At 72.7% G+C, this 24,281-nt stretch carries 23 protein-coding genes; 11 read left to right on the forward strand and 12 right to left on the reverse strand.

Going from position 1 to position 24,281, the window contains the following annotated elements:
• The first annotated feature begins 40 nt into the window (after positions 1-40).
• The 4 genes from ACFC1X_RS26475 to ACFC1X_RS26490 all read left to right on the forward strand — a co-directional run bounded on the left by ACFC1X_RS26475 (position 41) and on the right by ACFC1X_RS26490 (position 3,087).
• Entirely contained in the window at positions 41-433 is a 393-nt protein-coding gene (locus ACFC1X_RS26475) for a YidH family protein (protein WP_376357609.1), read from the forward strand.
• 3 nt (positions 434-436) lie between these two features.
• On the forward strand, positions 437-748 hold the full coding sequence (locus tag ACFC1X_RS26480; RefSeq protein ID WP_376357612.1) for a DUF202 domain-containing protein: 312 nt from the start codon (positions 437-439) through the stop codon (positions 746-748).
• A 92-nt stretch (positions 749-840) separates the two neighbouring features.
• On the forward strand, positions 841-1,866 hold the full coding sequence (locus ACFC1X_RS26485) for a phosphotransferase family protein (RefSeq protein WP_376357614.1): 1,026 nt from the start codon (positions 841-843) through the stop codon (positions 1,864-1,866).
• A 6-nt stretch (positions 1,867-1,872) separates the two neighbouring features.
• On the forward strand, positions 1,873-3,087 hold the full coding sequence (locus ACFC1X_RS26490; RefSeq protein ID WP_376357617.1) for an acyl-CoA dehydrogenase: 1,215 nt from the start codon (positions 1,873-1,875) through the stop codon (positions 3,085-3,087).
• 52 nt (positions 3,088-3,139) lie between these two features.
• Here the strand turns inward: ACFC1X_RS26490 and ACFC1X_RS26495 are convergent, their stop codons facing one another.
• The 3 genes from ACFC1X_RS26495 to ACFC1X_RS26505 are packed head-to-tail and all read right to left on the reverse strand — an operon-like array spanning position 3,140 to position 6,206.
• Positions 3,140-3,733: a TetR/AcrR family transcriptional regulator gene (locus ACFC1X_RS26495; protein ID WP_376357620.1), complete on the reverse strand. Its 594-nt coding sequence runs from the start codon at positions 3,731-3,733 to the stop codon at positions 3,140-3,142.
• Between the two features lie 35 nt (positions 3,734-3,768).
• The gene (locus tag ACFC1X_RS26500) at positions 3,769-5,439 is read right to left on the reverse strand and encodes a class I adenylate-forming enzyme family protein (protein ID WP_376357623.1); all 1,671 of its coding nucleotides are present in this window, start codon (positions 5,437-5,439) and stop codon (positions 3,769-3,771) included.
• Positions 5,436-6,206 carry an SDR family oxidoreductase gene (locus ACFC1X_RS26505; RefSeq protein WP_376357878.1) on the reverse strand — a complete coding sequence of 257 codons (771 nt, stop codon included), beginning with the start codon at positions 6,204-6,206 and terminating at the stop codon, positions 5,436-5,438. The genes ACFC1X_RS26500 and ACFC1X_RS26505 overlap by 4 nt, the downstream gene beginning before the upstream one ends.
• A 172-nt stretch (positions 6,207-6,378) precedes the next feature.
• On the opposite strand from ACFC1X_RS26505, the gene ACFC1X_RS26510 reads away from it, so the two are divergent.
• Positions 6,379-7,635, forward strand: a complete 1,257-nt coding sequence (locus ACFC1X_RS26510) for an exo-beta-N-acetylmuramidase NamZ domain-containing protein (protein WP_376357626.1) — start codon at positions 6,379-6,381, stop codon at positions 7,633-7,635.
• A gap of 16 nt (positions 7,636-7,651) precedes the next feature.
• Here ACFC1X_RS26510 and ACFC1X_RS26515 read toward each other — a convergent pair whose 3' ends face one another.
• On the reverse strand, positions 7,652-10,459 hold the full coding sequence (locus ACFC1X_RS26515; RefSeq protein WP_376357628.1) for a penicillin acylase family protein: 2,808 nt from the start codon (positions 10,457-10,459) through the stop codon (positions 7,652-7,654).
• Positions 10,460-10,681: 222 nt separating this feature from the next.
• Here ACFC1X_RS26515 and ACFC1X_RS26520 point away from each other — a divergent pair, with 222 nt between their 5' ends.
• Positions 10,682-11,287, forward strand: coding sequence for a hypothetical protein (locus ACFC1X_RS26520; RefSeq protein WP_376357631.1), 606 nt, complete (start codon positions 10,682-10,684; stop codon positions 11,285-11,287).
• Between the two features lie 89 nt (positions 11,288-11,376).
• Entirely contained in the window at positions 11,377-12,117 is a 741-nt protein-coding gene (locus tag ACFC1X_RS26525) for a 3-keto-5-aminohexanoate cleavage protein (RefSeq protein WP_376357634.1), read from the forward strand.
• A 572-nt stretch (positions 12,118-12,689) separates the two neighbouring features.
• Here the strand turns inward: ACFC1X_RS26525 and soxR are convergent.
• Positions 12,690-13,199, reverse strand: coding sequence for a redox-sensitive transcriptional activator SoxR (gene soxR, locus ACFC1X_RS26530; protein WP_376357637.1), 510 nt, complete (start codon positions 13,197-13,199; stop codon positions 12,690-12,692).
• Between the two features lie 112 nt (positions 13,200-13,311).
• Between soxR and ACFC1X_RS26535 the strand changes: the two genes are divergently transcribed.
• On the forward strand, positions 13,312-13,773 hold the full coding sequence (locus ACFC1X_RS26535; RefSeq protein WP_376357640.1) for a MaoC family dehydratase: 462 nt from the start codon (positions 13,312-13,314) through the stop codon (positions 13,771-13,773).
• Here ACFC1X_RS26535 and ACFC1X_RS26540 read toward each other — a convergent pair.
• From ACFC1X_RS26540 to ACFC1X_RS26550, 3 genes are all read right to left on the reverse strand, one after another.
• A complete protein-coding gene (locus tag ACFC1X_RS26540) occupies positions 13,764-14,417 on the reverse strand; it encodes a TetR/AcrR family transcriptional regulator (RefSeq protein WP_376357643.1) in 654 nt (217 codons plus the stop codon). The genes ACFC1X_RS26535 and ACFC1X_RS26540 overlap by 10 nt on opposite strands.
• 60 nt (positions 14,418-14,477) lie before the next feature.
• Complete coding sequence (locus ACFC1X_RS26545; RefSeq protein ID WP_376357646.1) at positions 14,478-14,792, reverse strand: YiaA/YiaB family inner membrane protein; 315 nt, start codon at positions 14,790-14,792, stop codon at positions 14,478-14,480.
• Between the two features lie 77 nt (positions 14,793-14,869).
• The gene (locus ACFC1X_RS26550) at positions 14,870-16,021 is read right to left on the reverse strand and encodes an acyl-CoA dehydrogenase family protein (protein ID WP_376357649.1); all 1,152 of its coding nucleotides are present in this window, start codon (positions 16,019-16,021) and stop codon (positions 14,870-14,872) included.
• Between the two features lie 103 nt (positions 16,022-16,124).
• Here ACFC1X_RS26550 and ACFC1X_RS26555 point away from each other — a divergent pair, with 103 nt between their 5' ends.
• The 3 genes from ACFC1X_RS26555 (at position 16,125) to ACFC1X_RS26565 (ending at position 18,562) form a co-directional block, all read left to right on the forward strand.
• Entirely contained in the window at positions 16,125-16,766 is a 642-nt protein-coding gene (locus ACFC1X_RS26555) for a TetR/AcrR family transcriptional regulator (protein WP_376357652.1), read from the forward strand.
• 46 nt (positions 16,767-16,812) lie between these two features.
• Positions 16,813-17,523: an ArsR/SmtB family transcription factor gene (locus ACFC1X_RS26560; protein WP_376357655.1), complete on the forward strand. Its 711-nt coding sequence runs from the start codon at positions 16,813-16,815 to the stop codon at positions 17,521-17,523.
• Between the two features lie 70 nt (positions 17,524-17,593).
• Positions 17,594-18,562, forward strand: a complete 969-nt coding sequence (locus tag ACFC1X_RS26565; RefSeq protein ID WP_376357658.1) for a DMT family transporter — start codon at positions 17,594-17,596, stop codon at positions 18,560-18,562.
• Here the strand turns inward: ACFC1X_RS26565 and ACFC1X_RS26570 are convergent.
• The 4 genes from ACFC1X_RS26570 to ACFC1X_RS26585 form a co-directional block, all read right to left on the reverse strand.
• Entirely contained in the window at positions 18,554-19,879 is a 1,326-nt protein-coding gene (locus ACFC1X_RS26570; protein WP_376357661.1) for an MFS transporter, read from the reverse strand. The two genes, ACFC1X_RS26565 and ACFC1X_RS26570, sit on opposite strands and share 9 nt — an antisense overlap.
• Before the next feature lie 256 nt (positions 19,880-20,135).
• Positions 20,136-21,233, reverse strand: coding sequence for a Zn-dependent alcohol dehydrogenase (locus ACFC1X_RS26575; protein WP_376357664.1), 1,098 nt, complete (start codon positions 21,231-21,233; stop codon positions 20,136-20,138).
• A 22-nt stretch (positions 21,234-21,255) separates the two neighbouring features.
• Entirely contained in the window at positions 21,256-22,644 is a 1,389-nt protein-coding gene (locus ACFC1X_RS26580; protein ID WP_376357667.1) for an aldehyde dehydrogenase family protein, read from the reverse strand.
• 130 nt (positions 22,645-22,774) lie between these two features.
• Complete coding sequence (locus ACFC1X_RS26585) at positions 22,775-24,130, reverse strand: ABC transporter ATP-binding protein (RefSeq protein WP_376357670.1); 1,356 nt, start codon at positions 24,128-24,130, stop codon at positions 22,775-22,777.
• Positions 24,131-24,281 lie beyond the last annotated feature (151 nt).

Genomic DNA, 24,281 nt, shown 5'->3' on the forward strand with positions numbered 1-24,281 from the left:
CACAGGCCGCCGCAGGCATCCCGGCAGATAGGGTCCCCAAGTGATCGAATTCGTGCGGAACGCTCGGCTCTGGTTCGTGCCCGAGGAGGTCAAGGGAGAGGGCCGTACGCCCGACTACCGCTTCTCGCTCGCGAACGAGCGCACCTTCCTGGCCTGGCTGCGCACCGCCATGGCCCTGATCGGCGGCGGTTTCGCGGTGGACCAGTTCCTGCCCGACCTCCGCTGGGGCTGGCGCGTCGGCCTCGCGCTCGCGCTGCTCGCCGCCGGCGTGCTGTGCTCGCTGCGCGCCGTGAACCACTGGGTGCGCTGCGAACGCGCCATGCGCCGCGGCGAGGACCTCCCCGCCTCCCGCTTCCCGGCCCTGCTCAGCCTGGTCGTCGCGGTCGTCGCCGTGGCGATGGTCCTCGTGGTCCTCGTCGGCTGGGAGGGCTGACCGGTGAGCACGGACCGCGACCCCGGCCTCCAGCCCGAACGCACCCGGCTGGCCTGGCGCCGCACCACCCTCTCCGGCACCGTCGTCGCCGTACTCGCCGCGAAGACCGCGCTGCACGGCGGCGCGACACCCCCGTCCGTCCTGGCCGCCACCCTGTGCTGCGCCCTGTGGCTGGCCTTCCTCCGGATCGCCCACGGCCGCATCACCACCCTCGCCTCGACGAACCGCCCCCGGGCCCTCACCCCACCGCACGCCACCGCGGCAGCCCTGTGCACGGTCGCCGTCGCCGTCTGCGGCGCGCTCCTCGTCCTCTGAGGTACCGATCACGTTCCGCCCGCCCACTGGACGGCATACCGACCGGTCGGCATCATGAGACGCGTACTGTTCACCTGCCACAGGGAGCGACGATGACCCCCGACCACCCGCCCGGACTCGATCTCGACCGGTTGCGCGAGCTGCTCGACCGCGAGCGGCCCGGCCTGGTGACCGGCCCGCTGTCCGGCCGGCTGATCGAGGGCGGACGCTCGAACCTCACCTACGCCGTCACGGACGGCACCGCCCGCTGGGTCGTCAGACGCCCCCCGCTCGGCCACGTCCTCGCCACCGCGCACGACATGAAGCGCGAGCACCGCGTCATCAGCGCCCTGCACCCCACGAACGTACCTGTCCCCCGCCCCCTGCTCCTCTGCGAGGACGAGGACGTCGTCGGGGCGCCCTTCTACGTCATGGAGTTCGTCGAGGGCACCCCGTACCGCACCGCCGACCAGCTCGCCCCCCTCGGCCCCGAGCGCACCCGCGCCGCCGTGCTGAACCTCGTCGACACCCTCGTCGAGCTGCACGCGGTGGACCCCGCCGAGGTCGGCCTCGGGGACTTCGGCCGCCCGGAGGGGTTCCTGGACCGCCAGCTCCGCCGCTGGGCCAAGCAGCTCGACGCCTCGCGCAACCGCGACCTCCCCGGCATCGACGAACTGCACGCCACGCTCGGCCGGGAGCTGCCCCACTCCCCCGCCCCGACGGTCGTCCACGGCGACTACCGCCTGGACAACGTCCTGATCGGCGGCGAGAACGACGAGATCAACGCGATCCTCGACTGGGAGATGTCGACCCTCGGCGACCCGCTCACCGACCTCGGCCTGCTGGTGATGTACAGCAGCCCGCTCGGCATGCCGGACTCCCCCGTCTCCACCACGGCCCAGGCCCCCGGCCACCCCGCCCCCGCCGAGCTGGTCCAGCGGTACGCCGACCGCTCGGGCCGCGACGTGGGCGCCGTCGCCTGGTACACGGCGTTCGCGTGGTTCAAGCTCGCCGTGATCCTGGAGGGCATCCACTACCGCTACACGCTGGGCCGCACCGTCGGCCCCGGCTTCGACCGCATCGGCGACCTCGTCCCCGTATTCATCGAGCACGGCCTGACCACCCTTCAGAAGGGCTGACCCGCCATGGACTTCGCGTACGACGCACGCACCGAGGAACTCCGCGCCAGGCTGCTCGCCTTCATGGACGAGCACGTCCACCCCGCCGAGCAGGTCGCCCACGAGCAGCGCGCCCGCCTCGCCTCCCCCTGGGACACCCCGCAGGTCGTGGAGGACCTGAAGGACGAGGCCCGCCGCCAGGGCCTGTGGAACCTCTTCCTCCCCGACGCCGAGTACGGCGCGGGCCTGACCAACCTCCAGTACGCCCCGCTCGCCGAGATCACCGGCCGCAGCCCGCAGCTGGCGCCCACGGCGACGAACTGCGCGGCCCCGGACACCGGGAACATGGAGGTGCTGGCCCAGTTCGCCGACGAGGCGCAGAAGAAGCAGTGGCTCGAACCCCTGCTGGCCGGCGAGATCCGTTCCGCGTTCGCGATGACCGAGCCGGACGTGGCCTCCTCGGACGCCACGAACATCACCACGCACATCGAGCGGGACGGCGACGAGTACGTCATCACGGGCCGCAAGTGGTACATCTCCGGGGCGATGAACCCGGACTGCCAGATCTTCATCGTGATGGGCAAGACCGACCCGGACGGCGCGGACATCCGCCGCCAGCAGTCCATGATCCTGGTCCCGCGCGACACGCCCGGGGTGACGGTCGACCGGGCCATGCAGGTCTTCGGCTACGAGGACCACTACCACGGCGGCCACGCCGAGGTGACGTTCGACCACGCGCGCGTGCCGGTGTCGAACCTGATCGGTGAGGAGGGCGGCGGCTTCGCCATCGCCCAGGCCCGCCTCGGCCCCGGCCGCATCCACCACTGCATGCGGCTCATCGGGATGGCCGAGCGCGCGATCGAGCTGATGTGCCGCCGCGCGGTGTCCCGCGAGGCGTTCGGCAAGGCGCTGGCCCAGCAGGGCGTGGTCCACAACTGGATCGCCGACGCCCGGGTCACCGTCGAGCAGTTGCGGCTGCTGGTGCTGAAGACCGCCTGGCTGATGGACACCGTCGGCAACCGGGGCGCGCACACCGAGATCCAGGCCATCAAGATCGCCACCCCGCGCGCGGTGGTCGACATCATCGACCGGGCCATCCAGCTGCACGGCGCGGGCGGCGTGAGCCAGGACTTCCCGCTGGCGGAGCTGTACGCGGGCGCCAGGACGCTGATGATCGCCGACGGGCCGGACGAGGTGCACCAGCGCTCGCTGGCCCGCCGGGAGATCAAGAAGTACCTCTGAACGAGGCCGACCGGGCGAGGCGGCGCCCCCGGAACCCCCGGGGGCCGTCACCTCACGGGCGCAGTGCCCGCAGCAGCAGGTCGGCGAGGTGGTCGGCGACCTCCTGCGGGCCCAGCGGGCCGTCGGGGCGGTACCAGGTGGACAGGTGGTGGACGGAACCGAAGTGGTAGTCCACCACCAGGTCGGCCGGGGTCTCCTTGGTGAAGACCCCGGCCCGCTGGCCCTCCTCGATGAGGGCGCGGAAGCGCTCGTGGTAGCGGCGCCGCTCGGCCCGCACCTGCTTGTTCTTCTCGGGGCTCAGCTGGTGCATGGAGCGGAAGAAGATCGACGCGTCGTCGAGGTTGTCGATGGTGGTGACGACGACGTCGGCCGCCGCGTCCCGCACCCGCTTCTCGACCGGCTCGTCGGAGTCCGCGAAGGCGTCGAGGCGCTCCTGCTGGAGGCGCAGCACGCGCGCGTAGACCTCGTGCAGGAGGTCGTCCTTGGAGCCGAAGTAGTGGTACAGCGCTCCCTTGGTGACGCCCGCCGCCTCCACGATCTCCTGTACCGAGGTGCGGTCGTAGCCCTGCTCCGCGAAGAGCCGGGTGGCGGCGGCCAGGAGCCGCTGCGGCACCGGAGTGCCGTCCCCGTCCGTGGTCCTGGGCACTGCCGTCACCTGCCTTTCCGTTCAACTGTCCGTCTTCACTGTCCGTCGTCGTGCTTACGGGAACGCAGTTCCCGACGGAGGATCTTCCCACTCGCCGTCTTCGGCAGGTCGGGCAGGATCTCCACCTGACGCGGGTATTTGTAGGCGGCCAGTCTCTCCTCGCAGTACGCGGCGAGCGCGTCCGGGGCCGTGTCGGCGCCCGGCCGGAGGCTGATGTACGCCTTGACCGTCTCCCCCCGGTACCCGTCGGGCACGCCGACGACGGCGACCTCGCGCACCGCCGGATGGGTGTAGAGCACGTCCTCGACCTCGCGCGGCCAGACCTTGAACCCGGAGGCGTTGATCATGTCCTTCTTGCGGTCGACGACGTAGAGCCACCCCTGGGCGTCCATGAAGCCGATGTCGCCGGTGCGCAGCTCGCCGCCGGGGAAGGTCTCGGCGGTGGCGTCCGGGCGCCGCCAGTAGCCGGGGACGACCTGCGGCCCGCTGACGACGATCTCGCCCTGCTCCCCGAGGGGCACCTCGGCGCCCAGCTCGTCGACGACGCGGACGACGGTCTCGGGGCCCGGCACGCCGACCGCGAGGGTCCCGGAGGCGGGGTCCACCGGGGCCTCCAGGTGCGGCGGGACCGAGGCGCACGGCGCGGTGCACTCGGTGAGTCCGTAGCCGTTGCGGATGTACGGCCCGAAGCCCGCGCGGAACTTCTCCACCAGGGCCGGCGGCAGCGGGGCGCCGCCGGAGGAGATGTTGGCGAAGGAGGCGAAGTGTTCACGCGTGACGGACGGCTGGGCGGCCAGCGCCATGAAGGCGGTGGACGGGCCGACCGTGTAGTGCGGCCGGTGCTCGGCGAACGCGTCCAGCACGACGCCCGGCTCGAAGCGGTACGCCAGCACCAGCGTGCCCGCGCTGTTCAGACAGGCGCCGAACTCGCAGACCATGCCGGTGATGTGGAACAGCGGCGCCAGCGCGAAGTAGACCGGCGCGTCGGGCAGGCCGAGCCCGGTGCGCTGGCGTTCCGCGTTGTACATGATGTTGCGGTGGGTGTTGGTGGCGCCCTTGGGGGTGCCGCTGGTGCCCGAGGTGTAGCTGATGAGCGCGGTGCCGTCCGGCGCCGGGTCGCGTCCCTCGGGTGCCGGGTGGCCGGCGCGTGCCGCCGCGGTGAGGTCGTCGGCGTCGGTGGCCTCCGGCAGCCGCTCGAAGGTCAGCACGCGCGCGTCCCCGCGGGTCTGGAAGTCCAACTCGCACCCCGTGAGCACGATCCGCACCGGCGAGCCGGCCGCCGTGTCGCGCAGGTACGCCTCCCAGGCCCGGTCGGAGCAGACCAGCGCGGCCACCTCGGCGTCCCGCAGGACGTGGCCGACCTCCCCCGACTTGTACATCGGGTTGACCGGCACCACGACCGCGCCCGCCTTCCAGGCGCCCAGGACGGCGAGCACGAAGTGCGGGGAGTTCTGCAGCACGACCGCCACCCGGTCGCCGCGCTCCAGGCCGCGCGCGGCGAGGTGCCCGGCGACGGAGTCGCTCAGCTCGTCCACCTCGCGGTAGGTGAGGCGGCCGTCGAAGTAGGCGAGGAAGACGCGGTCGGGGGTGTCGGCGGCGACCCGGCGCAGGGCGTGCACCAGAGAGGCGTCGGGGTCGAGCGGCGCCTTCTGGGCGTCGGTCAGCAGGTCGAGCCAGGGCTTGGCGGCGTAGGGGGAGCCGGTCATCGGGCGCTCCCCTCCTCCCACTGCCGCTGGAGCCGGTTCATGCCGTGCAGCCAGCGGTCCGGTTCGGCGGCGCGGGCCTGGTAGTACTCGGCGACCTCCGGGTGCGGCAGGATCAGGAAGCGGTCCTCCTCGATGCCCTTGAAGAGGGCGTCGGCCACGTCCTGCGGCTCGATCGCGGTGGGCTGGAGCACGAGTTCGCCCGCGCTGCCGCTCGCGGTGAGCATGTCGGTGCGCACGCCCTGCGGACAGATGGCGTGGACCTTGATCCCGCGGTGGCGGTACGTCAGGGACAGCCACTCGGCGAAGGCGTAGGCGCCGTGCTTGGTGACGCTGTAGGGGGCGGCGCCGATCATGGTGAGCAGTCCGGCGGCCGACACGGTGGAGACGAAACGGCCGCTGCCGCGCTCCAGCCAGTCCGGGACCAGTTCGTGGGCCGCGCGGACGTGGGCCATCACGTTGACGTCCCAGGCGAGCGCCCAGACGGCCTCCTCGGCCGCCTCGGTCCCGCCGGAGCCGACGCCCGCGTTGGCGCAGTACACGTCGACCGTGCCGCCCAGCGCCGCACGGGCCTCGCCGACGATCGCGGAGGCGTCACCGGGCACCGCGATCGCGCCGATCTCGTCGGCCACGGCTTCGGCCCGGTCGGCGTCGAGGTCGTTGACGACGACGCGGGCGCCCTCGGCGGCGAAGCGGCGGGCCAGCGCGGCCCCGATGCCGCCTCCAGCCCCGGTGACGACGACTCCGGCATCCTGCACGGCTTCCACGATCGGTCTCCTTCGACACGGCTCGGGCACTGCTGACTCCCCGTTGCAGCGCCAGACTAACCAGTCGGTATGTACGACGGAAGAGGCGAAGCGCGGTCTACTCCATTCCATGCGACCCAAGGCGCGGGTTAGCGTGCGTGCGCATGACACCCGCCGCGATCACGGAGGTCACCGCATGACGCTGTCCAGACGGAATCTGCTCGCCACGACGGCCGCGGTGGCGGCCGGCACCACGGCCGCGGCCGCCGGCCCGGCCCAGGCGGCGCCCGGGGGCCACGGCGGCCGCCGGCTGCGCACCGGCTTCGAGCGCCTCGCCGCCGACGGCTACGCCGTGCTCGACGGCCAGAAGGCCGGCGTGGTCACCAATCCGACCGGCATCACCCGGGACGTCCGCCACATCGTCGACGTCATGCACGCCGACGACCGGGTGAACCTCACCGCCGTGTTCGGCCCCGAGCACGGATTCCGCGGCACCGCGCAGGCGGGCGGCTCCGAGGGCCGCTACGACGACCCCGCGACCGGGCTCCCGGTCTACGACACGTACCTCAAGAGCGGGCAGCCGCTCGCGGACATCTTCACGGCGTCCGGCGTGGACACCGTCGTCTTCGACATCCAGGACGCCGGAGCGCGCTTCTACACGTACATCTGGACGCTGTTCGACTGCATGGAGGCCGCGAGGCTCGCGGGGAAGCGGTTCGTCGTACTGGACCGGCCCAACCCGGTCACCGGGCGGGCGGCACTCGGCCCGGTCCTGCACAAGGAGTTCGCCACCTTCGTCGGCCGTCAGCCGATCTCCCAGGCGCACGGCATGACGGTCGCCGAGCTGGCGCACCTCTTCAACCACGAGTTCCTGCCGTCGCCGGTCCCGCTGGAGACGGTGACGATGACGGGCTGGAGGCGCTCGGAGTTCTACGACGCCTCGGGGCTGCCGTGGGTGCCGCCGAGCCCGAACATGCCGACGCCGGAGACGGCCGTGGTCTACTCGGGCACCTGCCTGTTCGAGGGCACGAACCTGTCGGAGGGGCGCGGCACCACCCGCCCGTTCGAACTGCTCGGCGCCGAGGGCGTCGACGGGAGCTGGGCCGCCGCCGTCAACGAACTGGACCTGCCCGGCGTGCGCTTCCGGGAGGCCTACTTCGCGCCGACCTTCTCCAAGTTCCAGGGCAAGACCGTCGGAGGCGTCCAGCTCCACGTGCACGACCGGGACGCCTTCGATCCGGTGCGCACCGGAATCGCCCTCCTGGTGACCGCCAAGCAGACCTGGGACGGTTTCGCCTGGCGGTCGGACAACTGGATCGACAAGCTCACCGGGTCCACGCAGGTGCGCACGATGATCGACGCGGGCGCGGACACCGACGAGGTGGTGGACGGCTGGCAGCGGGAACTGGCGGCGTTCCGCAGGACCCGCCGCCAGTACCTGATCTACCGCTGAGCCGGCGACCGGCCGGTCACCGGTGGGAGGTGAACTCCACGACCTGCTGGTAGGTCGGCCGGTTCTGCCAGCTGATCCCTCCGTGTTTGATGCCGCCCAGGGTGCGGTGGATGACCGAGTCGGCGCACCACTGGTCGCCCGCCGAGCAGTTGTCGTCACCCGGGTAGACCTGGGCGGCCGTGCGGCCCGACGCCTCCTTCAGGGTGGCGACCAGGGTGTCCCGGCAGGCGGCGAGGTCGCCGCCGCCGCAGTACTCCCGCGCGAGCGGTCCCTGGACGGACTCGCCGAGTACCGCCCTGATGTCCTTGTCGACATAGCTCCACCAGCCGTACTGGAAGGCGCTGCCGGCGTGGCCGCCGGTGGGGCCGTGGGCGGCGGACGGTGACTCGTCGACGGGCAGGTTGGCGGCGAAGGCGGTGTACAGGTCGCTGCCGAGGCCGGGTTCGAACTCGGCCTTCACCAGGAGCGGCCACCAGGCGTCCAGGGTGCGGATCGCGTCGGCGTGGGCGTACTGCTTCGAGCCGGCCGAGGTCTCCGTGCGCAGGCCGCCCGCCGCGCGCCAGGCCTTGAGCCGGTCGACGGCCGCCCGGGCGTCCGGGTCGGTGACCGGCGCGGAGTCGATCACCTTCAGCAGGTCGGGCAGCACGTCCTCGGCCCGCAGGTCGGCGAGGCCCGCCTCGGCCATGGCCCGCACCAGTGCGGCCCGGGTGACGCCGCCCTCGGCGACCAACTTCTTGACGCGGTCGTCGAGGAGGTTGCCGCGGTGGACGGAGCCGTTGCCCCAGGAGGACGCCGGGTAGTCCTTGGCCTGTTTGTTGTTCCAGGAGATGTAGTAGTCCTGGTCGACCGACTGCGGGTGGGCGGCCGCCTCGGTGTACCGGGCGGTGTTGCCGTCCGGGTCCCAGCCCTGCCACTCGTACGGTTGCCGCGCCCAGACCGGGAACTCCGCGTCGACGCCGTTCGCCCGGACCGGGTTGTCGCCGCTGTTGTAGTACGCGGTGTGCTCGGAGTCGGCGTAGAACCAGTTGAAGGTGTAGTTGATGTGCTGGACGGCGCTCCGGAAGCGCTCGGGGCTGTCGAGGTAGTCCGGGTCGTTGAGCATCTGGAAGCCGATGATCGAGTCGGCCTCGTGCAGGTAGGAGGAGCGCAGGGTGGTGTAGGCGACCTTCTTGCCGCCGACGGTGGCGCGGTTTTCGACCGGGCCGTACTTGGTGCGCCAGACGCGCATCGTGTAGGAGCCGGCCTTGGTGCCGTCGGCGACGGTCGGCTTCCAGGCGTTCTTGCGCTCGATCTTCTCCATCGGGGTACAGGTGCCGCGGTAGAGGTAGTGGTAGTCGTCCTGGCAGAGTTCGACGGCGTAGGTGTCGATGATGTCCTGGCCCGAGGTGGTCGCGCTCCACGCGTAGTCCTGGCCGCGGCCGAGTTCGACGTACATGCTCAGGCCCGCGAAGGAGGCGCCGCGGGCGCTCAGGCCCGGGCCCTGGATCTCCTGGAGCATGAGGAGCTGGGGCGCGAAGTAGCCGGTCTGCGGTCCGAAGACGGCGACCGGGTGGCCGCTGGCGGTGTGTTCGCCGCTGACGACGAGGGCGTTGGACATGCCGCGCCGGGCCGACGTCACGGCCGCGTCGGCCGCCTTGGTGGAGGCGCCGGTCGCGTTCGCCGTGGCCGCACTGCCGGTGCGGTCGTAGATCAGCGGTTCCGCCTCGACCGACCCGGCGTCGGGCAGGGCGCGGCCCTGCGGGTCGTCGGGCCTCGGCAGATAGGGGAAGCTGCCGTCCTGCTGGGTGAGGACGGCCTCGGGGTCGTTGCGCTGGCGGAAGGACTCCCAGACCTCGGTGCCCTCGGCCACGCCGTACTTCTCCTGGGCGGCGAGCAGGGAGCGCGCGTTGCCGACCTCGCCGCCGCCTCCGGCGCCGAAGAGGGAGCCGATGACCGAGGCCAGCGCGATCAGGTCGGTGCGCTTGAAGTGCTCGATGGTGCCGGCGTTGGTGATGGCGTTCTTGTGGCCGGTCAGGACGTACTCGCCGGGGAAGTAGCGGCCCCGGTCGGAGCGGTCGATGTAGGCGTTGATGCCGGCGACGTAGGCGTCCACGTCGGCCAGGGCCAGCTCGCCGCGTTCGCCGGCCTTGGCGGCGGCGCTCTCGATCTGCGCCTCCAGGTCGGCCTCGGTGTACGGGGCGCTGCGCCAGAACTGCTGTTCCAGGCCCTGGTTGGCGGGGGCGCCGCCGGCGAAGGGGGTCAACTGGCCGCGTCCGACGTGCCGGAAGAGGTCCATCAGCCACAGCCGGTCCTGGGCCGCGGCGTAGCCGGCGCCGAACTCGGTGCCGTAGCGGGTGGTGCCGGTGATGTGGGGCACACCGGTCTTCTTGTCGCGGACGATGGTCACGTCGTCGCGGCCCGCGGGGCGGATGGTGGAGGCGACCTGCCCGGCGGGGACGCCGAAGGAGGCGTCGTTGAAGAAGTCGTCGATCTTGTCGTTGGTGAGGGCGGAGTAGCCCGTGGCGAGGTTGGCGTACGGGCCGAGCTGGTCCTCCGCGTGGGCGGGCTGGGTGCCGAATGCCTGGTTGAGGAGGATTTGGGCGAGAGTGGCGTTGCCGTTCTGGCCGGGCGGGAGGATGTCGGAACACTGTCCTCCGCAGTGGTCCTGGGCCGTCGCTTCGGCGGTCGTGGCTTCGGCGGATTCCGTGTCGGCGGCCATCGCCGGGGAAAGCGGCGACAGGAGGCCGGCTATGAGGGCGCATACGGAAGCGCCCTTCAGGAACCCGTGGAGGCCGCGGGGAGTTCTCAGTCTGTCGAGGGCGTCGCGTGGGGTGCGTCGTGGCATGGCAGCTCCTCCCGACGGGGGTGTGGCGGGACGTTACCGCCGGTATCCCCGAGTTGGAAGATGAACATGCGTCACTTTTTTCCAGTGGGTGGATCGGCTGATGGGGGGCATCGGAAATCGGATGGAGCCGAATCGGTTGTCGATACGTCTATTCGGCGACGTCCGTACGACGACGCCGAAGTGACCCGAGTACAGGTGCAGGTGTGACGGAGGTGCAGGGCGATGGCCGGTTTCCGAAGTCTGGCGAGACAGGTCCGCGATCCACGGTGCGACCTGGCGCTGCGGCGTTATTCGCTGCGCAAGTGCCTTGAACGTTTTGCCCCTTATGGGCACAGGGCTACCTGGGACCATCTCTGCTCCAGGGCAGGGTTCGGTCCCGAGGACCGCTCCCCGGACCCGGCGCGGCTCGTGGCCGCACTGGAGGAGCTGGAGGAGGCGCGTTCCGTGTGGCTGGCCTATGAGGTCGAGTTCGCCGAGCGGCGCAGGAAGGAGAAGCACGACGGGCTGCGCAGGCCGGGCAGCGTGGACGACTGGCACCGGCTGACCTGGGGCGGTTTCGGCGTCGCCTGGTGCGACGACCCCCGGGTGCATCCCGACTGGCCGCTGGCGGAAGTGCTGCGCCGGCTGATCTCGGCGCTGGAGCGGGAACCGGGCGCCGTCTGCCCGGTGTGCGACGGGGACCGCCTCGTCTGGACCTACGACCTCGACCACGAACCCTCGACGGGGCCCGTCTGCGCGGAGTGCGGGATCCTCGTGCCGCGGCCGGTCCTCACCCCCGACGCGCTCGCGGAGGCCCGGCGGGGGCGACGGCTGCTGATGTCGGCGTAGCCGGACTAGCGGGGGTGTGCCGGGGATGCCGCACCCCCGACGACCGGCGGCCGACGGGTGTTGTCAGTGGGGCCCGGCACCATGGGGGGATGGTGCAACTGTGTGCGAACGGGGGCCGGGAGGCCGCCGACGGGGCGGTGGTGCCGCTGTCGCCGGAGGCGCTCGCGGACTCCGTGGCGGGAGCGGTCGCCGCCGGGGCGACGGATGTCCACGTCCACCCGAAGACACCCTGTGGCCGGGACACGTTGTCGCCGCGCGTGCTCGCGGCCACGCTGGAGGCGGTGCGCGCGCGGGTGCCGGCCTCGGTTCCGGTCGGCGTCACGACGGGCGCCTGGGCGGAGCCCGACCCGGCCGCCCGGGTGGCGCGGATACGGAGTTGGACGGTGCTGCCCGACCACGCGTCGGTCAACTGGCACGAGCCGGGCGCCGAGGAGGCCGCGGCCGCGCTGATGGAGCGCGGGGTGGGCGTGGAGGCCGGCGTCTGGTCGGGCACGGACGGGGCGGCGCGCTTCCTGCGCTCACCACTGGGACCGAAGGTGCTGCGGGTACTGGCCGAGGTCACGGACACCGGCGGCCCGGCGACCGCGCGCGACGCGGCGCGGGCCCTGCTGTCCACGCTGGGCACGGCCCGCGGCCGTCCCGTCCTGCTGCACGGCGAGGACGCCGGCGCCTGGCCGGTACTGCGCCTGGCCGGCCGCCTGGGCCTGCCGACCCGGATCGGCCTGGAGGACACCCTGCTCCTGCCGGACGGCAGCCGGGCCGCCTCCAACGCCGAACTGGTGAGGGCGGGACTGGACGAGTGGGCCTCGGCACGGCGGGGCGGGGCGTGAACACCACGCCGGGCCACCGGCGATGCGGCCGATCGCTCACGCGGAGCCGGCACCTCCGGGCGACAGGAGGCATCCAGCCACCAACGCCGAGCCGCTGGACCGACCCCGCGACCGCCACGAGTGGCGCGCGCGTCGGACCGGGGGTGTCACCGCGCCCGGCCACCAACCCCGCCGGAACGGCGAGATGATCGCGCGGCCCCGGCGCCGACGGAACCCCCTGGCGCGCACGGGCGGTTAGATCCCCCGGGGGGCCGGGACCGGGCGTGCCACCACGCACGGCCACCGGCGCCGGCGCCCGCCCCCGTCGGGACGGCGAGGGGATCGTCCGGTCCGGGGGCGGCGGAGCGCCCCCGCACAGCGGGCCGTCAGAGCCCGGGGATGGTGGGACCGGGCGTGCCACCACGCACGGCCACCGGCGCCGGCGCCCGCCCCCGTCGGGACGGCGAGGGGATCGTCCGGTCCCGGGGGCGGCGGAACGCCCCGGCGCACGCGGGCCGTCAGAGCCCGTGGCGGCGGAACGCCGCCGCAGAAGCGGGCATCAGGGGCCGGGCGGGACGTCTGTCGGGGGCGGGTCAGTCGCAGTTCGTCGGGGTCGGGGCGCAGGTCCGGCTGTCCTGGTGCCGGGGCTTGCGTTCCACCAGGAGGCGGGAACCCGCTCGGGTTTCTCCGAACGCGTCGTCCGGGTTGGACAGGACGCAGGTGTCCAGGGACAGGCAGCCGCAGCCGATGCAGTCGGTGAGGTGGTCGCGCAACCGGTTGAGCTGCTTGATGCGCTCGTCGAGTTCGGAGCGCCAGGACGCCGAGAGCCGGGCCCAGTCGTCCCGGGTGGGGGTGCGGCCCTCGGGCAGCTCCGAGAGCGCCTCGTGGATCGTGGCGAGGGGGATGCCGACCCGCTGGGCCGCCCGTACGAAGGCGACCCGGCGCAGCGCGTCACGGCTGAAGCGGCGCTGGTTGCCCGAGGTGCGGCGACTGCTGATCAGGCCCTTGGACTCGTAGAAGTGCAGGGCGGAGACGGCGGCGCCACTGCGCGCTGCGAGCTGGCCGACGGTGAGCTCGTGGATCTTCTCGGGAATCTGAGGCACCCCTCGAACCCTACCCACCCGCCCACTCACCCGTCCGGTCCGTTGACAGGGGCTCCCCGGACGACCATGCTAAGCAGTCGCTTAGAGTCGCGTCACACGGGAGGCCGGGAGCATGGCAGAGCCGAGGATCTTCACATCCGTCGACGAGGTGAAGGCGGCGGTGGGCGAGCAGCTGGGACACACCGACTGGCTGGAGGTCGACCAGAAGCGGATCGACCTGTTCGCCGAGGCCACCGGCGACCACCAGTGGATCCACGTCGACCCGGAGAAGGCCGCCGCGGGCCCGTTCGGCACCACCATCGCGCACGGCTATCTGACCCTGTCGCTGCTCCCGCTGTTCGGGCCGCAGCTGATCAGGGTCGAGGGCGTGAAGATGGGCGTCAACTACGGCACCAACAAGGTCCGTTTCCCCGCCCCCGTCCCGGTCGGCTCGCGGCTGCGCGCCACGGCGACGATCACCGGCGTCGAGGACGTCACGGGCGGGATCCAGGTCTCCGTCGCCTTCACGGTGGAGCGCGAGGGCGGCGACAAGCCGGTCTGCGTCGCCGAGTCCGTCGCCCGCTACTACGTCTGAGCGGACCGGGCGGAGCCGGACACCCCGGCCCCGACCATCCGCAGCACGAGGTCGGCGTAGAGCGCGCCGACCTCGTCGGGCGTCCGGGCGCCGTTCACGTTGAACCAGCGGGCCACGTCGATGCAGAGCGACAGCACGGCGAGGGTGGTGCCCTTGACGTCCGGCACGTCGAACTCGCCCGTCGCCACGCCGTCGTCGATGATGCCGCGCACCGCGGCGTCGCACTGCCGGCGGAGCGTGAGGATCTCCTCCCGGGCCTCGGGACCGAGCGCGTCCAGCTCGTACTGCACGACCCGCGCGGTCGTGCGCCGGCCGGCGTGCCAGCGGACGAAGGAGCTCACGGCGTCGGCGAGCCGTGCGGTCGCACTGCCGTCACCCTGGGCCGCGGAGCGCAGGATGGCCACCGCCCGGGTGTGACCGATGCGGCTGATGCGGTGCAGCAGCTCTTCCTTGGTCTTGTAGTGGATGTAGAGCGCGGCCGGGCTCATGCCGGCCCGCCCGGCGATGTCGCGAGTCGTGGTCGCGTGGTACCCGCGTTCGGCGAACGCCTCCACGGCGGCGACCAGGAGCCGCCGGGCCGCGTCAGGCGTGACCTCTTCCCACGGCTCGATGTCGCCGCCCGTCGTCTCGGCCGCCGTACTCATCGCTTGTTCGCCCCTCTCGGTGACAGGAGCACCACCATACCGCCGAAACTGAGCGGGCGCTTAGGCGCGCTGCCCGGAGGCGGGTCCGCCCGGCTTGTGGAAGGGGTCGTGCTCGACAAGGATCTTGTCCAGCCGCGCCTGGTCCACACGGCTCACGATCTGCCCCACCTCCTGACGGTCCCGGATGATCTTCGCCAGCGTGAAGGCCGAGGTGACGAGGTACAGGACGGCGATGGCCAGGAAGGCACGCACCCAGGCGTCGGCCTGGAGCTGGTAGATGCCGATGGCGGTGGCGGCCATGGCGACCGAGAACGACGCGACGGCCTGCCCGTAGAAGGCCGCCGTGTTCTGCTGCTTGACCGGTGTGTCACTCATGGGTACAAGGATCGGCGGATGTGGTCCGGGCCACATCCGCCGTCGTACTCAGTCGGGGTACTCAGAACCCCCGGCCCTCAGAAGGCCGAAACCCCCGTCAGCGCCCGCCCGATGACCAGTTTCTGGATCTGGCTGGTGCCCTCGTACAGGGTCATCACGCGGGCGTCGCGCAGCAGTTTGCCGGCCGGGTACTCGTCGATGTAGCCGTAGCCGCCGAAGACCTGGAGGGCGTTGTTGGCGGCGCGGACGGCCGCCTCCGAGGCGAACAGCTTGGCCTTGGAGGACTCGACGGTGAAGGGCTGCCCGCGGTCGATCAGGTCGGCTACCCGCCAGGTCAGCAGCCGGGCCGCGTCCACGTCGAGGGCGATGTCGCTGATCAGCTCCTGCACCAGCTGGTGATGGGCGATGGTCTTCCCGAACTGCTCGCGCTCGCCGGCGTAGCGCACGGCCGCGTCCAGCGCGGCCTGGGCGATGCCGACGCAGCCTGCCGCGACCGACATCCGCCCCTTGGCGAGCGCGGACATGGCGACCGAGAAGCCCTTGCCCTCGGGTGCGAGCATCGCGGCGGCCGGGACCCGGACGTCCTCCAGGACCAGTTCGGCGGTGGCCTGGCCGCGCAGCCCGAGCTTGCCGTGGATGGTGCGCCGGGTCAGGCCGGGGGTGTCGGTGGGCACCAGGAAGGCGGAGACGCCCTTGTGGCCCGGGGCGTCGGTGGAGCGGGCGAAGAGCAGGACGACGTCGGCCCAGGTGCCGTTGGTGATGAACGTCTTGGTGCCATTGATGACGTAGTCGTCGCCGTCGCGGACCGCACGGGTGGCGAGGTTCCCCGCGTCCGAGCCGGTGCCGGGCTCGGTGAGGCCGAAGCAGCCGACGTACGCGCCGGAGGTGAGCCCCGGCAGCCAGCGCCGCTTCTGCTCCTCGTCGCCCCAGGCAGCGATGGTCTTGGCGACCAGGCCGAGGGAGACGGACACGATGCCGCGCACGGAGCTGTCGCCGCGCCCCAGCTCCTCCGTCACCAGGCAGTACGCGAGGTGGTCGCCGCCGGAGCCGCCGTACTCCTCGTCGACGGTGAGCCCGAGGAAGCCGACCTCGCCGAGCTTCTTCACGACGGACCGGTCCACCTCCTCGGCGCGGTCCCAGGCGATGACGTGCGGGGCGATCTCGCGCTCCACGAAGTCCCGCGCGAGTCGCCGCACGGCGCTCTGCTCCTCGCTGAGCTCCAGATTCATGCCGAGTCACCCCACAGAAGACGGTCCTTGACCAGTGGACTTTGAAAGCCGGACTTTTAAATTAGCACTGCTAGTTTAAAGCCGCAGCCCTACTATGTGCGCCATGGCCCGACCGCGCAAGCCCCTGCTCAGCACCGACCGGATCGTCGAGAAAGCCCGCGCTCTGGTGGACGCGGAGGGCCTCGCGGCCGTCTCCACCCGCCGGCTCGCCGCGGAGCTGGGCGTCAGCGGGCCCTCGCTCTACAACCACTTCCGCACCAAGGACGAGATCCTGGAGGCGGTCGCCGACTCGGTGAGCGCGCAGGTGGACCTGTCGATGTTCGAGGACGGCCGGGAGTGGCGGACCGCGCTGCACGACTGGGCCGTCTCCTACCGGGCGGCCCTGCGCGACCACCCCAACATCGTCCCCGTACTGGCGCACGGCCCCGGCCGCCGTCCGGCCGGGCTGCACCTCGCGGACGCCGTCTACGGCGCCATGGTCGCGGCCGGCTGGCCCCCGGCCCAGGCCACGTCCATCGGCGCGCTGATGCGGTACTTCATCATGGGCTCCGCGCTCGGTTCCTTCGCCGGTGGCTTCGTCGACGACGCCGGCGCCTACGACCCCGCCGCCTACCCGCACCTTCAGCAGGCCCACCTCCTGGCCGAGCAGCAGGAGAAGATCGACGAGCGGGCCTTCGAGACCGGGCTGACGGCCCTGCTGGACGGACTGACCCAGCAGTACGCGCAGGTGACGCGGGGCGTCTGAGGACACTTCGGCGCCCGCCGAACCGTGCGTGGCCCATCCTGGACGCATGACCGAGAGGGACGCCGAGGCGCCCGGCCTCGCGCGGCTGGCCGGGCTGATCGCGGACGAGACGCGCGCCGCCTGCCTGCTGGCGCTGCTGGACGGACGGGCCTGGACCGCCGGTGAGCTGGCCCGGCACGCGGGCGTCGCCGCGTCCACGGTGAGCGAGCACCTGGGCAAGCTCGTCGCGGGCGGGCTGCTCACCGAGGAGCGCCAGGGGCGGCACCGGTACGTCCGGCTGGCCGACGAGCGGGTCGCGCAACTGGTCGAGGACCTGGCGGCGCAGGTCGCGCCCCAGGCCGCCCGGCGTCCGCGCACCCTGCGGGCGTCGAGCGCCGGGTCGGCGATGGCCCGGGGGCGCACCTGCTACGACCACCTCGCCGGACGGCTCGGCATCGCGGTGACCGACGCCCTCACCGGGCGCGGACTGCTGCGCCAGGACACCGGCTTCGCGCTCACCGACGCGGGGCTCGGCTGGTTCGACGCGGCCGGGATTCCGCTGACGCCCACGGGCCGCCGTCCGCTGGCGCGGGCCTGCCTCGACTGGACCGAACGCCGTCCGCATCTCGCGGGCGTGGCGGGCGCGGCCCTGTGCCGGCACGCCCTGGACACCGGCTGGTGCGTGCGCATCGGCTCGGAGCGGGCGGTGAAGGTCACCCCGGCGGGCGAGGCCGCGCTCTCCGAGCTGCTGGGCATCGATCCGGTGGCGCTGCGCTGAGTCGCGCGGCACCGCCTCCCCGTCCGAAATCCGCGAGACCACGAGGCCGTCGCGCCCTAACGTCTGGAGCATGATGAGCACCGCCCGCACGTCTCCTTCCGCCCCCTCCCGGCGTCCGCAGCTGCTCGCGGCCGGCGCGGCCACCGTGACCGTCGTCCTGTGGGCCTCCGCCTTCGTCTCCATCCGCAGCGCCGGCGAGGCCTACTCACCGGGTGCGCTGGCCCTCGGGCGGCTGCTGTCCGGCGCCGTGACCCTCGCGCTGATCTGCCTGGTGCGGCGGGAAGGGCTGCCGCCGCGGGCGGCCTGGCGGGGGATCGCGATATCGGGGCTGCTGTGGTTCGGCTTCTACATGGTGGTCCTGAACTGGGGCGAGCAGCAGGTGGACGCCGGTACGGCCGCGCTCGTGGTGAACGTCGGCCCGATCCTCATCGCGCTGCTCGGCGCCCGCCTCCTCGGGGACGCGCTGCCGCCGCGGCTGCTGGCGGGGATGGCGGTGTCGTTCGCCGGTGCGGTGACCGTGGGCCTGTCGATGTCCGGCGAGGGCGGTTCCTCGCTGTTCGGGGTGGTGCTGTGTCTGCTGGCCGCGGTGGCGTACGCGGGCGGGGTGGTCGCGCAGAAGCCCGCGCTGGGGCACGCGAGCGCGCTCCAGGTGACGACGTTCGGATGCCTGGTCGGTGCGGTGCTCTGCCTGCCGTTCACGGGGCAGTTGGTGCACGAGGCGGCCGACGCGCCCGTCTCCGCGACGCTGAACATGGTGTACCTGGGCGTGTTCCCGACCGCGCTGGCGTTCACGACCTGGGCGTACGCGCTGGCCCGGACGACCGCCGGGCGCATGGGCGCCACCACGTACGCCGTGCCCGCCCTGGTGGTCCTGATGTCGTGGCTGGCGCTCGGTGAGGTGCCGGGGCTGCTCACCCTGGCGGGCGGCGCGCTCTGCCTGGCGGGTGTGGCGGTGTCGCGGTCCCGGAAGCGGGCGCGGGCCGCGACCCCGGACGAGCTGGTGGGGTCGCGGCCCGGGGGCGCTTCGCGGTCAGCGTGAACGCGCCCTGTCGGCCAGCACCTTGATGGACACCAGGGCGATCACGGAGAGGGCGATGATGTAGCCGGAGACGGCCATCGAGGTACCCGTCGCCTCCAGGAGCAGCACCATGACGAAGGGGGCGAGCCCGCCCCCGCCGACGGCGGCGATCTGGTAGCCGAGGGAGGCGCCGGTGTAGCGCATCTCCGGCGTGAACAGCTCGGCGAAGAGGGCGGCCTGGGGGCCGTACATGATGCTGAGGAAGCAGCTGGCGACGAAGGTGCCGACCGCCAGCCACACCAGTGAGCCGGTGTCGATGAGCAGGAACAGCGGGACGGCCCACACGGCGATGCCGACCGCGCCGACGGTGTAGACCCTGATGCGGCCGAACTTGTCGGACAGGGCGGCGGCGCCCGGGATCAGCACCAGCTGGGTGAGGCTGACGCAGAGCGAGACGGCGAGCACCGCGCCGTGGTCCATGTCCAGTTCGCGCGTCGTGTAGTCGAGGACGCCGGTGATGAGGATGTAGAACGTCGCGGTGTTCACGGCGAAGGAGCCGCCGGCCAGCAGGACCGTGCCCAAGTGATCGCGCATGATCGTGCGCAGCGGCGACGACTGCTCGCCCTGCTCCTTCTCGGCCAGCGCCCGCTCGGCCTCCCGGAACTCCGGGGTCTCCTCGACGCGGGTGTGGATGTACCAGGCCAGTCCGAGCACGAGCAGGCCGACCACGAACGGCACCCGCCAGCCCCAGGACTCGAAGGCCGACTCGGAGGTGAACGCCCCGGCCAGCAGGAAGACGGTGTTGGCGGTGACCACGCCGATGGGGACGCCGAGCTGGACGACGCTGCCGTAGATGCCGCGCTTGCCCTCGGGGGCGTACTCGGTGGCCAGCAGCATCGCGCCGCCCCACTGGGCGCCGACGGCCACGCCCTGGGCGATGCGCAGCAGGACGAGCAGGATGGGGGCGGCGACGCCGATCGTCTCGTACGTGGGCAGCAGGCCGATGCCGGTGGTGGCCACGCCCATCAGGGTGAGCGCGAGGACCAGCATCGGCTTGCGGCCCTTCTTGTCGCCGAGCTGCCCGGCGACGATGCCGCCGATCGGGCGGGCGAGGAAGCCGACCGCGAAGGTGGCGAAGGCGGCCAGGACCCCGGCGGTGGAGCTGCCGGCCGGGAAGTACAGGTCGCCCAGGACGAGGGCGGCGGCGATGCCGAAGACGAAGTAGTCGTACCACTCGACGGCCGACGCGAGGGCCGCGGCGGTGGCGACGCGGCGGCGGTTGGGGGCGGCGGCCTCGGCGGTGGCGGCCAGCGGCTGAGCGGAGGGGGTGGTGTCCATACGGGCACGCTCCGGTGAGTGCGGGGGGGACGTGGGGCGTGGGGGACCCACGGGGGATGTGGGGGCGGGGAGGGGACGTCGGGGAAACGTTTCGGGGAACGTACTGACCGGACGGTATGCGGTCAACAGTCGTGCCGGATGTTTGTCGCACCGCGATCGTGGCGCTACGCAGGGAGGCGCGGCGCGCGCGGGCACGCGGAACGGGGCGCCGGGGCGGACCCGGCACCCTCGTGCCCGTGTGGCGCGGTGCGGCGGCCTAGAACACCACCAGCGCCCGGCCGCCCTTGCCCGCCAGCATGTTCTCGAACGCCGCCGGGATGCCGTCCAGCGCGATGCGTTCCGTGACCAGGGCGCCGAGGTCGAGGCGTCCGGCCCGGACGTGTTCGGCGAGGACGGGGAGGTCGCGGGCCGGGTCGGCGTTGCCGTAGACGCAGCCGGACAGGGTGCGGCCCCAGTGGAAGATCTCCAGGGCGTTGAAGGTGACCTGCTGGTCCTTGCCGCCGATGCCGACGACCGTGGTGCGCCCGCCGCGCCGGGTGGATTCCCAGGCGGTGCGGATGGTGGTCGCGCGGCCGACGCACTCGACGGCGACGTCGACGCCCTGCTTGCCGGTGAGGGCGCGGATCTCGCGGGCGGTGGTGTCGGAGGCGATCAGGTAGTCGGTGGCGCCGGCCGCGCGCGCCAGCTCCTCCTTCTCGGGGGACACGTCGACGGCGACGATCTTCGACGCGCCCGCGATCCGGGCCGACTGGAGGGCGGCGAGGCCCACTCCCCCGGCGCCGAAGACCGCGACGGTCTCACCCTCGCGGACCTTCGCCGAGTGGTGGACGGCGCCGTAGCCGGTGAGGACGGCGCAGCCGAGCAGCGCCGCGTCGGTGAGCGGGATGCCGTCCGGGGCGGGCAGCACGCATCCGGCGTCCACCACCGTCTCCTCGGCGAACGCGGCGACGTTCAGGCCGGGGTGCAGGTCGGTGCCGTCGTCGGCGCGGCGGGCGTGCACGTGCGCGGCGCCGGCCAGGGCGTTGGCGCACAGCCAGACCTCGCCGAGCGTGCAGGCGTGACAGGCGCCGCAGGACGGCGCCCAGTTGAGGACCACGGCGTCGCCGGGCGCGACGTGGGTGACGTCCTCGCCGACGGACAGGACGGTGCCGGCGCCCTCGTGGCCGAGGACGGCGGGGAGCGGCACGCGCATGGTGCCGTTGGACAGGGACAGGTCGGAGTGGCAGACCCCGGCGGCGGCGAGCCGCACCCGCACCCGGCCGGGGCCCGGCTCGGGGAGTTCGATCCCGGTGACCTCCAGGGGGGCGCCTACGGCGGGTACGACGGCGGCACGGACAGCGGAACGGACGGCCATGGCGTGGGCAACTCCCCTGGGGCTAGAACTGGAGGGACTTGGTCTGGAGGTACTCGGTGAGGCCGTGCGCGCCCAGTTCGCGGCCCACGCCCGACTGCTTGTAGCCGCCGAAGGGTGCCAGCGGGTTGAACCGTCCGCCGTTGATGTCGACCTGCCCGGTGTCCATCCGCCGCGCGAAGGCGACGGCCTCGGCCTCGTCCCCGGCCCAGACGGCGCCGGCGAGGCCGTAGACCGTGCCGTTGGCGATCCGCAGGGCGTCCTCCTCGTCCTCGTAGCGCAGGACGGAGAGGACGGGGCCGAAGATCTCCTCCTGGGCGACCGTCATGTCCTCGGTGACGTCGGCGAGGACCGTCGGGGAGACGTAGTAGCCCTGCTCGTGCGGGGCTTCGGGGCCGCCCGCGACGATCCGCGCGCCCTCGGCGACGCCCTTCTCGATGTATCCGCGCACGCGCTCCTGCTGCTTGGCGTTGACGACCGGGCCGATCCGGTCGCCGTACTTCGCGGCGGCCTCGGCGGCCAGCTCCACCGCCTCGTCGTACTGGTCGCGGTGGACGAGCATGCGGGTCCAGGCGCTGCACGTCTGGCCCGAGTTGGACATGACGTTGGCGACGCCGACGTTCACGGCCTTGGCCAGGTCGGCGCTGGGCAGGATGACGTTGGCGGACTTGCCGCCGAGTTCGAGGGCGACGTTCTTGACGGCGGCACCGGCGAGGGCGCCGATGCGGCGGCCCACCGCCGTCGAGCCGGTGAAGGAGACCAGGTCGACGCCGGGGTGCTCGGCGAGGGCCTGTCCGGCGACCGGGCCGAGGCCGGTGACCAGGTTGAAGACGCCCGCGGGGAGGCCCGCCTCGTGCGCCGCCTCGGCGAAGAGCTGCGCGGTGAGCGGGGTGTCCTCGGCGGGCTTGAGCACGATGGTGCAGCCGGCCGCGAGCGCCGGGGCGACCTTGGCGACGATCTGGTGCAGCGGGTAGTTCCAGGGGGTGATGGCGCCGACCACGCCGACCGGCTCGTGGTGGACGACGGAGTTGCCGACCTTCTCCTCGAAGGCGTACGTCGCCGCCAGCTCGGCGTAGGAGCCCGCGACCGCGATGGGGGCGGCGGCGTGCACGGCCTGCGAGAACTTCAGCGGCGAGCCCAGCTCGGCGGTGACCGTCTCGGCGACCTCGTCCTTGCGGGCGACCAGGACGTCCCGCAGGGCGGCCAGCCGGGCGGCGCGCTCGGCGGGCGGGGTGGCGGCCCAGCCCGGCAGGGCGGCGCGGGCCGCGCGTACGGCGGTGTCGACGTCCAGGGCGGTGCCGGCGGGGACCGTCCCGATCACCCGCTCGTCGACCGGGTTCACGACGTCGATCGTGTCCCGGCCGTCGGCGGACCGCCAGGCCCCGTCGATGTACATGCCGTCGTGTGCCTTCATCGGGTTCCCTCCGGGCGGGCCATGTCGTCCGGCCCCAAACTAGCGCCGATAGTTTTACGGCACCAGGGGCTCCCCCGATGGTGGCGCGGCTCACCCTCTCCGGGACGCGGTCCCCGCGGTCCCGGCGGGTTCACTCCTCCAGGTCCGGCAGCCGCGCGGGGGCGGGGCAGATACGGTCGCCGTGCTGGTCGAAGACGAACAGGTGGGCGAGGTCGACGAGCAGCGGGACCTGCATGCCGTGGCGCAGGTCGATGTCGGGGGTGGTCCGGACGATCAGGTCGCCGGGGAGGCGACCGTCGGGGGCGGTGACGGCGGGGCCCCGCCGCTGTGCCTCCGCCGGTTCCTCCGCTTCGTCCATGACCGCCACCGGCCCGGCGCGCAGGGCGCCCGCCCGTTCCCTCAGCCGGTCCAGGACGGTGCCGTCGCGGCGGCGGCGCCGGACGGGCCGGGTGGCGAGCCGCGGGGCCTCCAGGTCGGGCACGACGGCGGGCCGCGAACCGGTGTTGAGGTGGACGAGGATCTCGTGGCCCTGGAACTCGACGTGCTCCACCAGGCCGGTGAGCAGCACCTCGCCGGGGCGGGCGGACGCGGGCTTCGCGATCCGGACCGCCTCCGAACGCAGGCCCACGATCACCTCCCGGCCCTGCTGGACACGGAGCAACTGGTGGTCCAGGCAGAGCGGTTCGGGCAGGCGCAGGAACTGCTTGCCCAGGCTGATCGTCATCGCGCCGTCCAGCGGTGCGCGCACGAGACCACGCAGCAGGTTGATGCGCGGGGTGCCGATGAAGGCGGCGACGAAGACGTTGCGGGGCAGGGCGTACACGGCGCGCGGGGTGTCCACCTGCTGGAGCACGCCGCCGCGCAGGACCGCGACCCGGTCGCCGAGGGACATGGCCTCGGACTGGTCGTGGGTGACGTAGATCGTGGTGACGCCCAGTTCCCGGGTCAGCCTGGTGATCTCGGCGCGCAGGTGGTTGCGGAGCTTGGCGTCCAGGTTGGACAGCGGCTCGTCCATCAGGAAGGCGGTGGGGTGGCGGGCGATGGCCCGGCCCATGGCGACGCGCTGGCGTTCGCCGCCGGAGAGCTGGGCGGGCAGGCGGTCGAGGAGGTCCTCGATGCCCAGCATGCGGGCGGTGGCGTCCACGCGGGGCCCGGGGTCGGTCTGGGGATCCTCGACGCGCAGCGGGAAGCCGATGTTCCCGCGGGTCGTCATGTTCGGGTACAGGGCGAAGTTCTGGAAGACCATCGCCATCCGCCGCTCGGCGGGGAGCAGGTCGTTGGCGTACGCGCCGTCCAGCAGCACCTCGCCCTCGGTGACCTCCTCCAGACCGGCGATCATGCGCAGCACGGTCGACTTGCCGCAGCCGGAGGGGCCGAGCAGGACGAGGAACTCGCCCGGCGCGATGTCCAGCGACAGCCGGTCCACCACGCGGACGCCTCGCGCGAAGGTCTTGCTCACGTCGTGCAGGGAGATGGCGCGTGTCATGGAGGTGCCCCCGGGGGCTCACTGGGCGCTGGTGCTCCGCGGTCGGACGCCCTCGTGCGGGTCGTACGGGGCGTGTGAGTCACGGAAGTTAACGGACAGTGCGCGGCCGGGGGAAGACGCCGGACCGGATCCCGCTCCATCGTCCACCTGG

The sequence above is a fragment of the Streptomyces sp. NPDC056128 genome (assembly GCF_042263835.1).
Classification (GTDB): Bacteria; Actinomycetota; Actinomycetes; order Streptomycetales; family Streptomycetaceae; genus Streptomyces.

Bases quoted from the DNA above. Each gene is read 5' to 3' on its own strand.
- ACFC1X_RS26485 (WP_376357614.1), top strand. From the start codon at position 841: ATGACCCCCGACCACCCGCCCGGACTCGATCTCGACCGGTTGCGCGAG.
- ACFC1X_RS26500 (WP_376357623.1), bottom strand. From the start codon at position 5,439: ATGACCGGCTCCCCCTACGCCGCCAAGCCCTGGCTCGACCTGCTGACC.
- ACFC1X_RS26510 (WP_376357626.1), top strand. From the start codon at position 6,379: ATGACGCTGTCCAGACGGAATCTGCTCGCCACGACGGCCGCGGTGGCG.
- ACFC1X_RS26585 (WP_376357670.1), bottom strand. From the start codon at position 24,130: ATGACACGCGCCATCTCCCTGCACGACGTGAGCAAGACCTTCGCGCGA.
- ACFC1X_RS26580 (WP_376357667.1), bottom strand. From the start codon at position 22,644: ATGAAGGCACACGACGGCATGTACATCGACGGGGCCTGGCGGTCCGCC.
- ACFC1X_RS26515 (WP_376357628.1), bottom strand. From the start codon at position 10,459: ATGCCACGACGCACCCCACGCGACGCCCTCGACAGACTGAGAACTCCC.
- ACFC1X_RS26545 (WP_376357646.1), bottom strand. From the start codon at position 14,792: ATGAGTGACACACCGGTCAAGCAGCAGAACACGGCGGCCTTCTACGGG.
- ACFC1X_RS26570 (WP_376357661.1), bottom strand. From the start codon at position 19,879: ATGGACACCACCCCCTCCGCTCAGCCGCTGGCCGCCACCGCCGAGGCC.
- ACFC1X_RS26560 (WP_376357655.1), top strand. From the start codon at position 16,813: ATGACCGAGAGGGACGCCGAGGCGCCCGGCCTCGCGCGGCTGGCCGGG.
- ACFC1X_RS26550 (WP_376357649.1), bottom strand. From the start codon at position 16,021: ATGAATCTGGAGCTCAGCGAGGAGCAGAGCGCCGTGCGGCGACTCGCG.
- ACFC1X_RS26555 (WP_376357652.1), top strand. From the start codon at position 16,125: ATGGCCCGACCGCGCAAGCCCCTGCTCAGCACCGACCGGATCGTCGAG.
- ACFC1X_RS26565 (WP_376357658.1), top strand. From the start codon at position 17,594: ATGATGAGCACCGCCCGCACGTCTCCTTCCGCCCCCTCCCGGCGTCCG.
- ACFC1X_RS26525 (WP_376357634.1), top strand. From the start codon at position 11,377: ATGGTGCAACTGTGTGCGAACGGGGGCCGGGAGGCCGCCGACGGGGCG.
- ACFC1X_RS26540 (WP_376357643.1), bottom strand. From the start codon at position 14,417: ATGAGTACGGCGGCCGAGACGACGGGCGGCGACATCGAGCCGTGGGAA.
- ACFC1X_RS26535 (WP_376357640.1), top strand. From the start codon at position 13,312: ATGGCAGAGCCGAGGATCTTCACATCCGTCGACGAGGTGAAGGCGGCG.
- ACFC1X_RS26520 (WP_376357631.1), top strand. From the start codon at position 10,682: ATGGCCGGTTTCCGAAGTCTGGCGAGACAGGTCCGCGATCCACGGTGC.
- ACFC1X_RS26490 (WP_376357617.1), top strand. From the start codon at position 1,873: ATGGACTTCGCGTACGACGCACGCACCGAGGAACTCCGCGCCAGGCTG.
- ACFC1X_RS26575 (WP_376357664.1), bottom strand. From the start codon at position 21,233: ATGGCCGTCCGTTCCGCTGTCCGTGCCGCCGTCGTACCCGCCGTAGGC.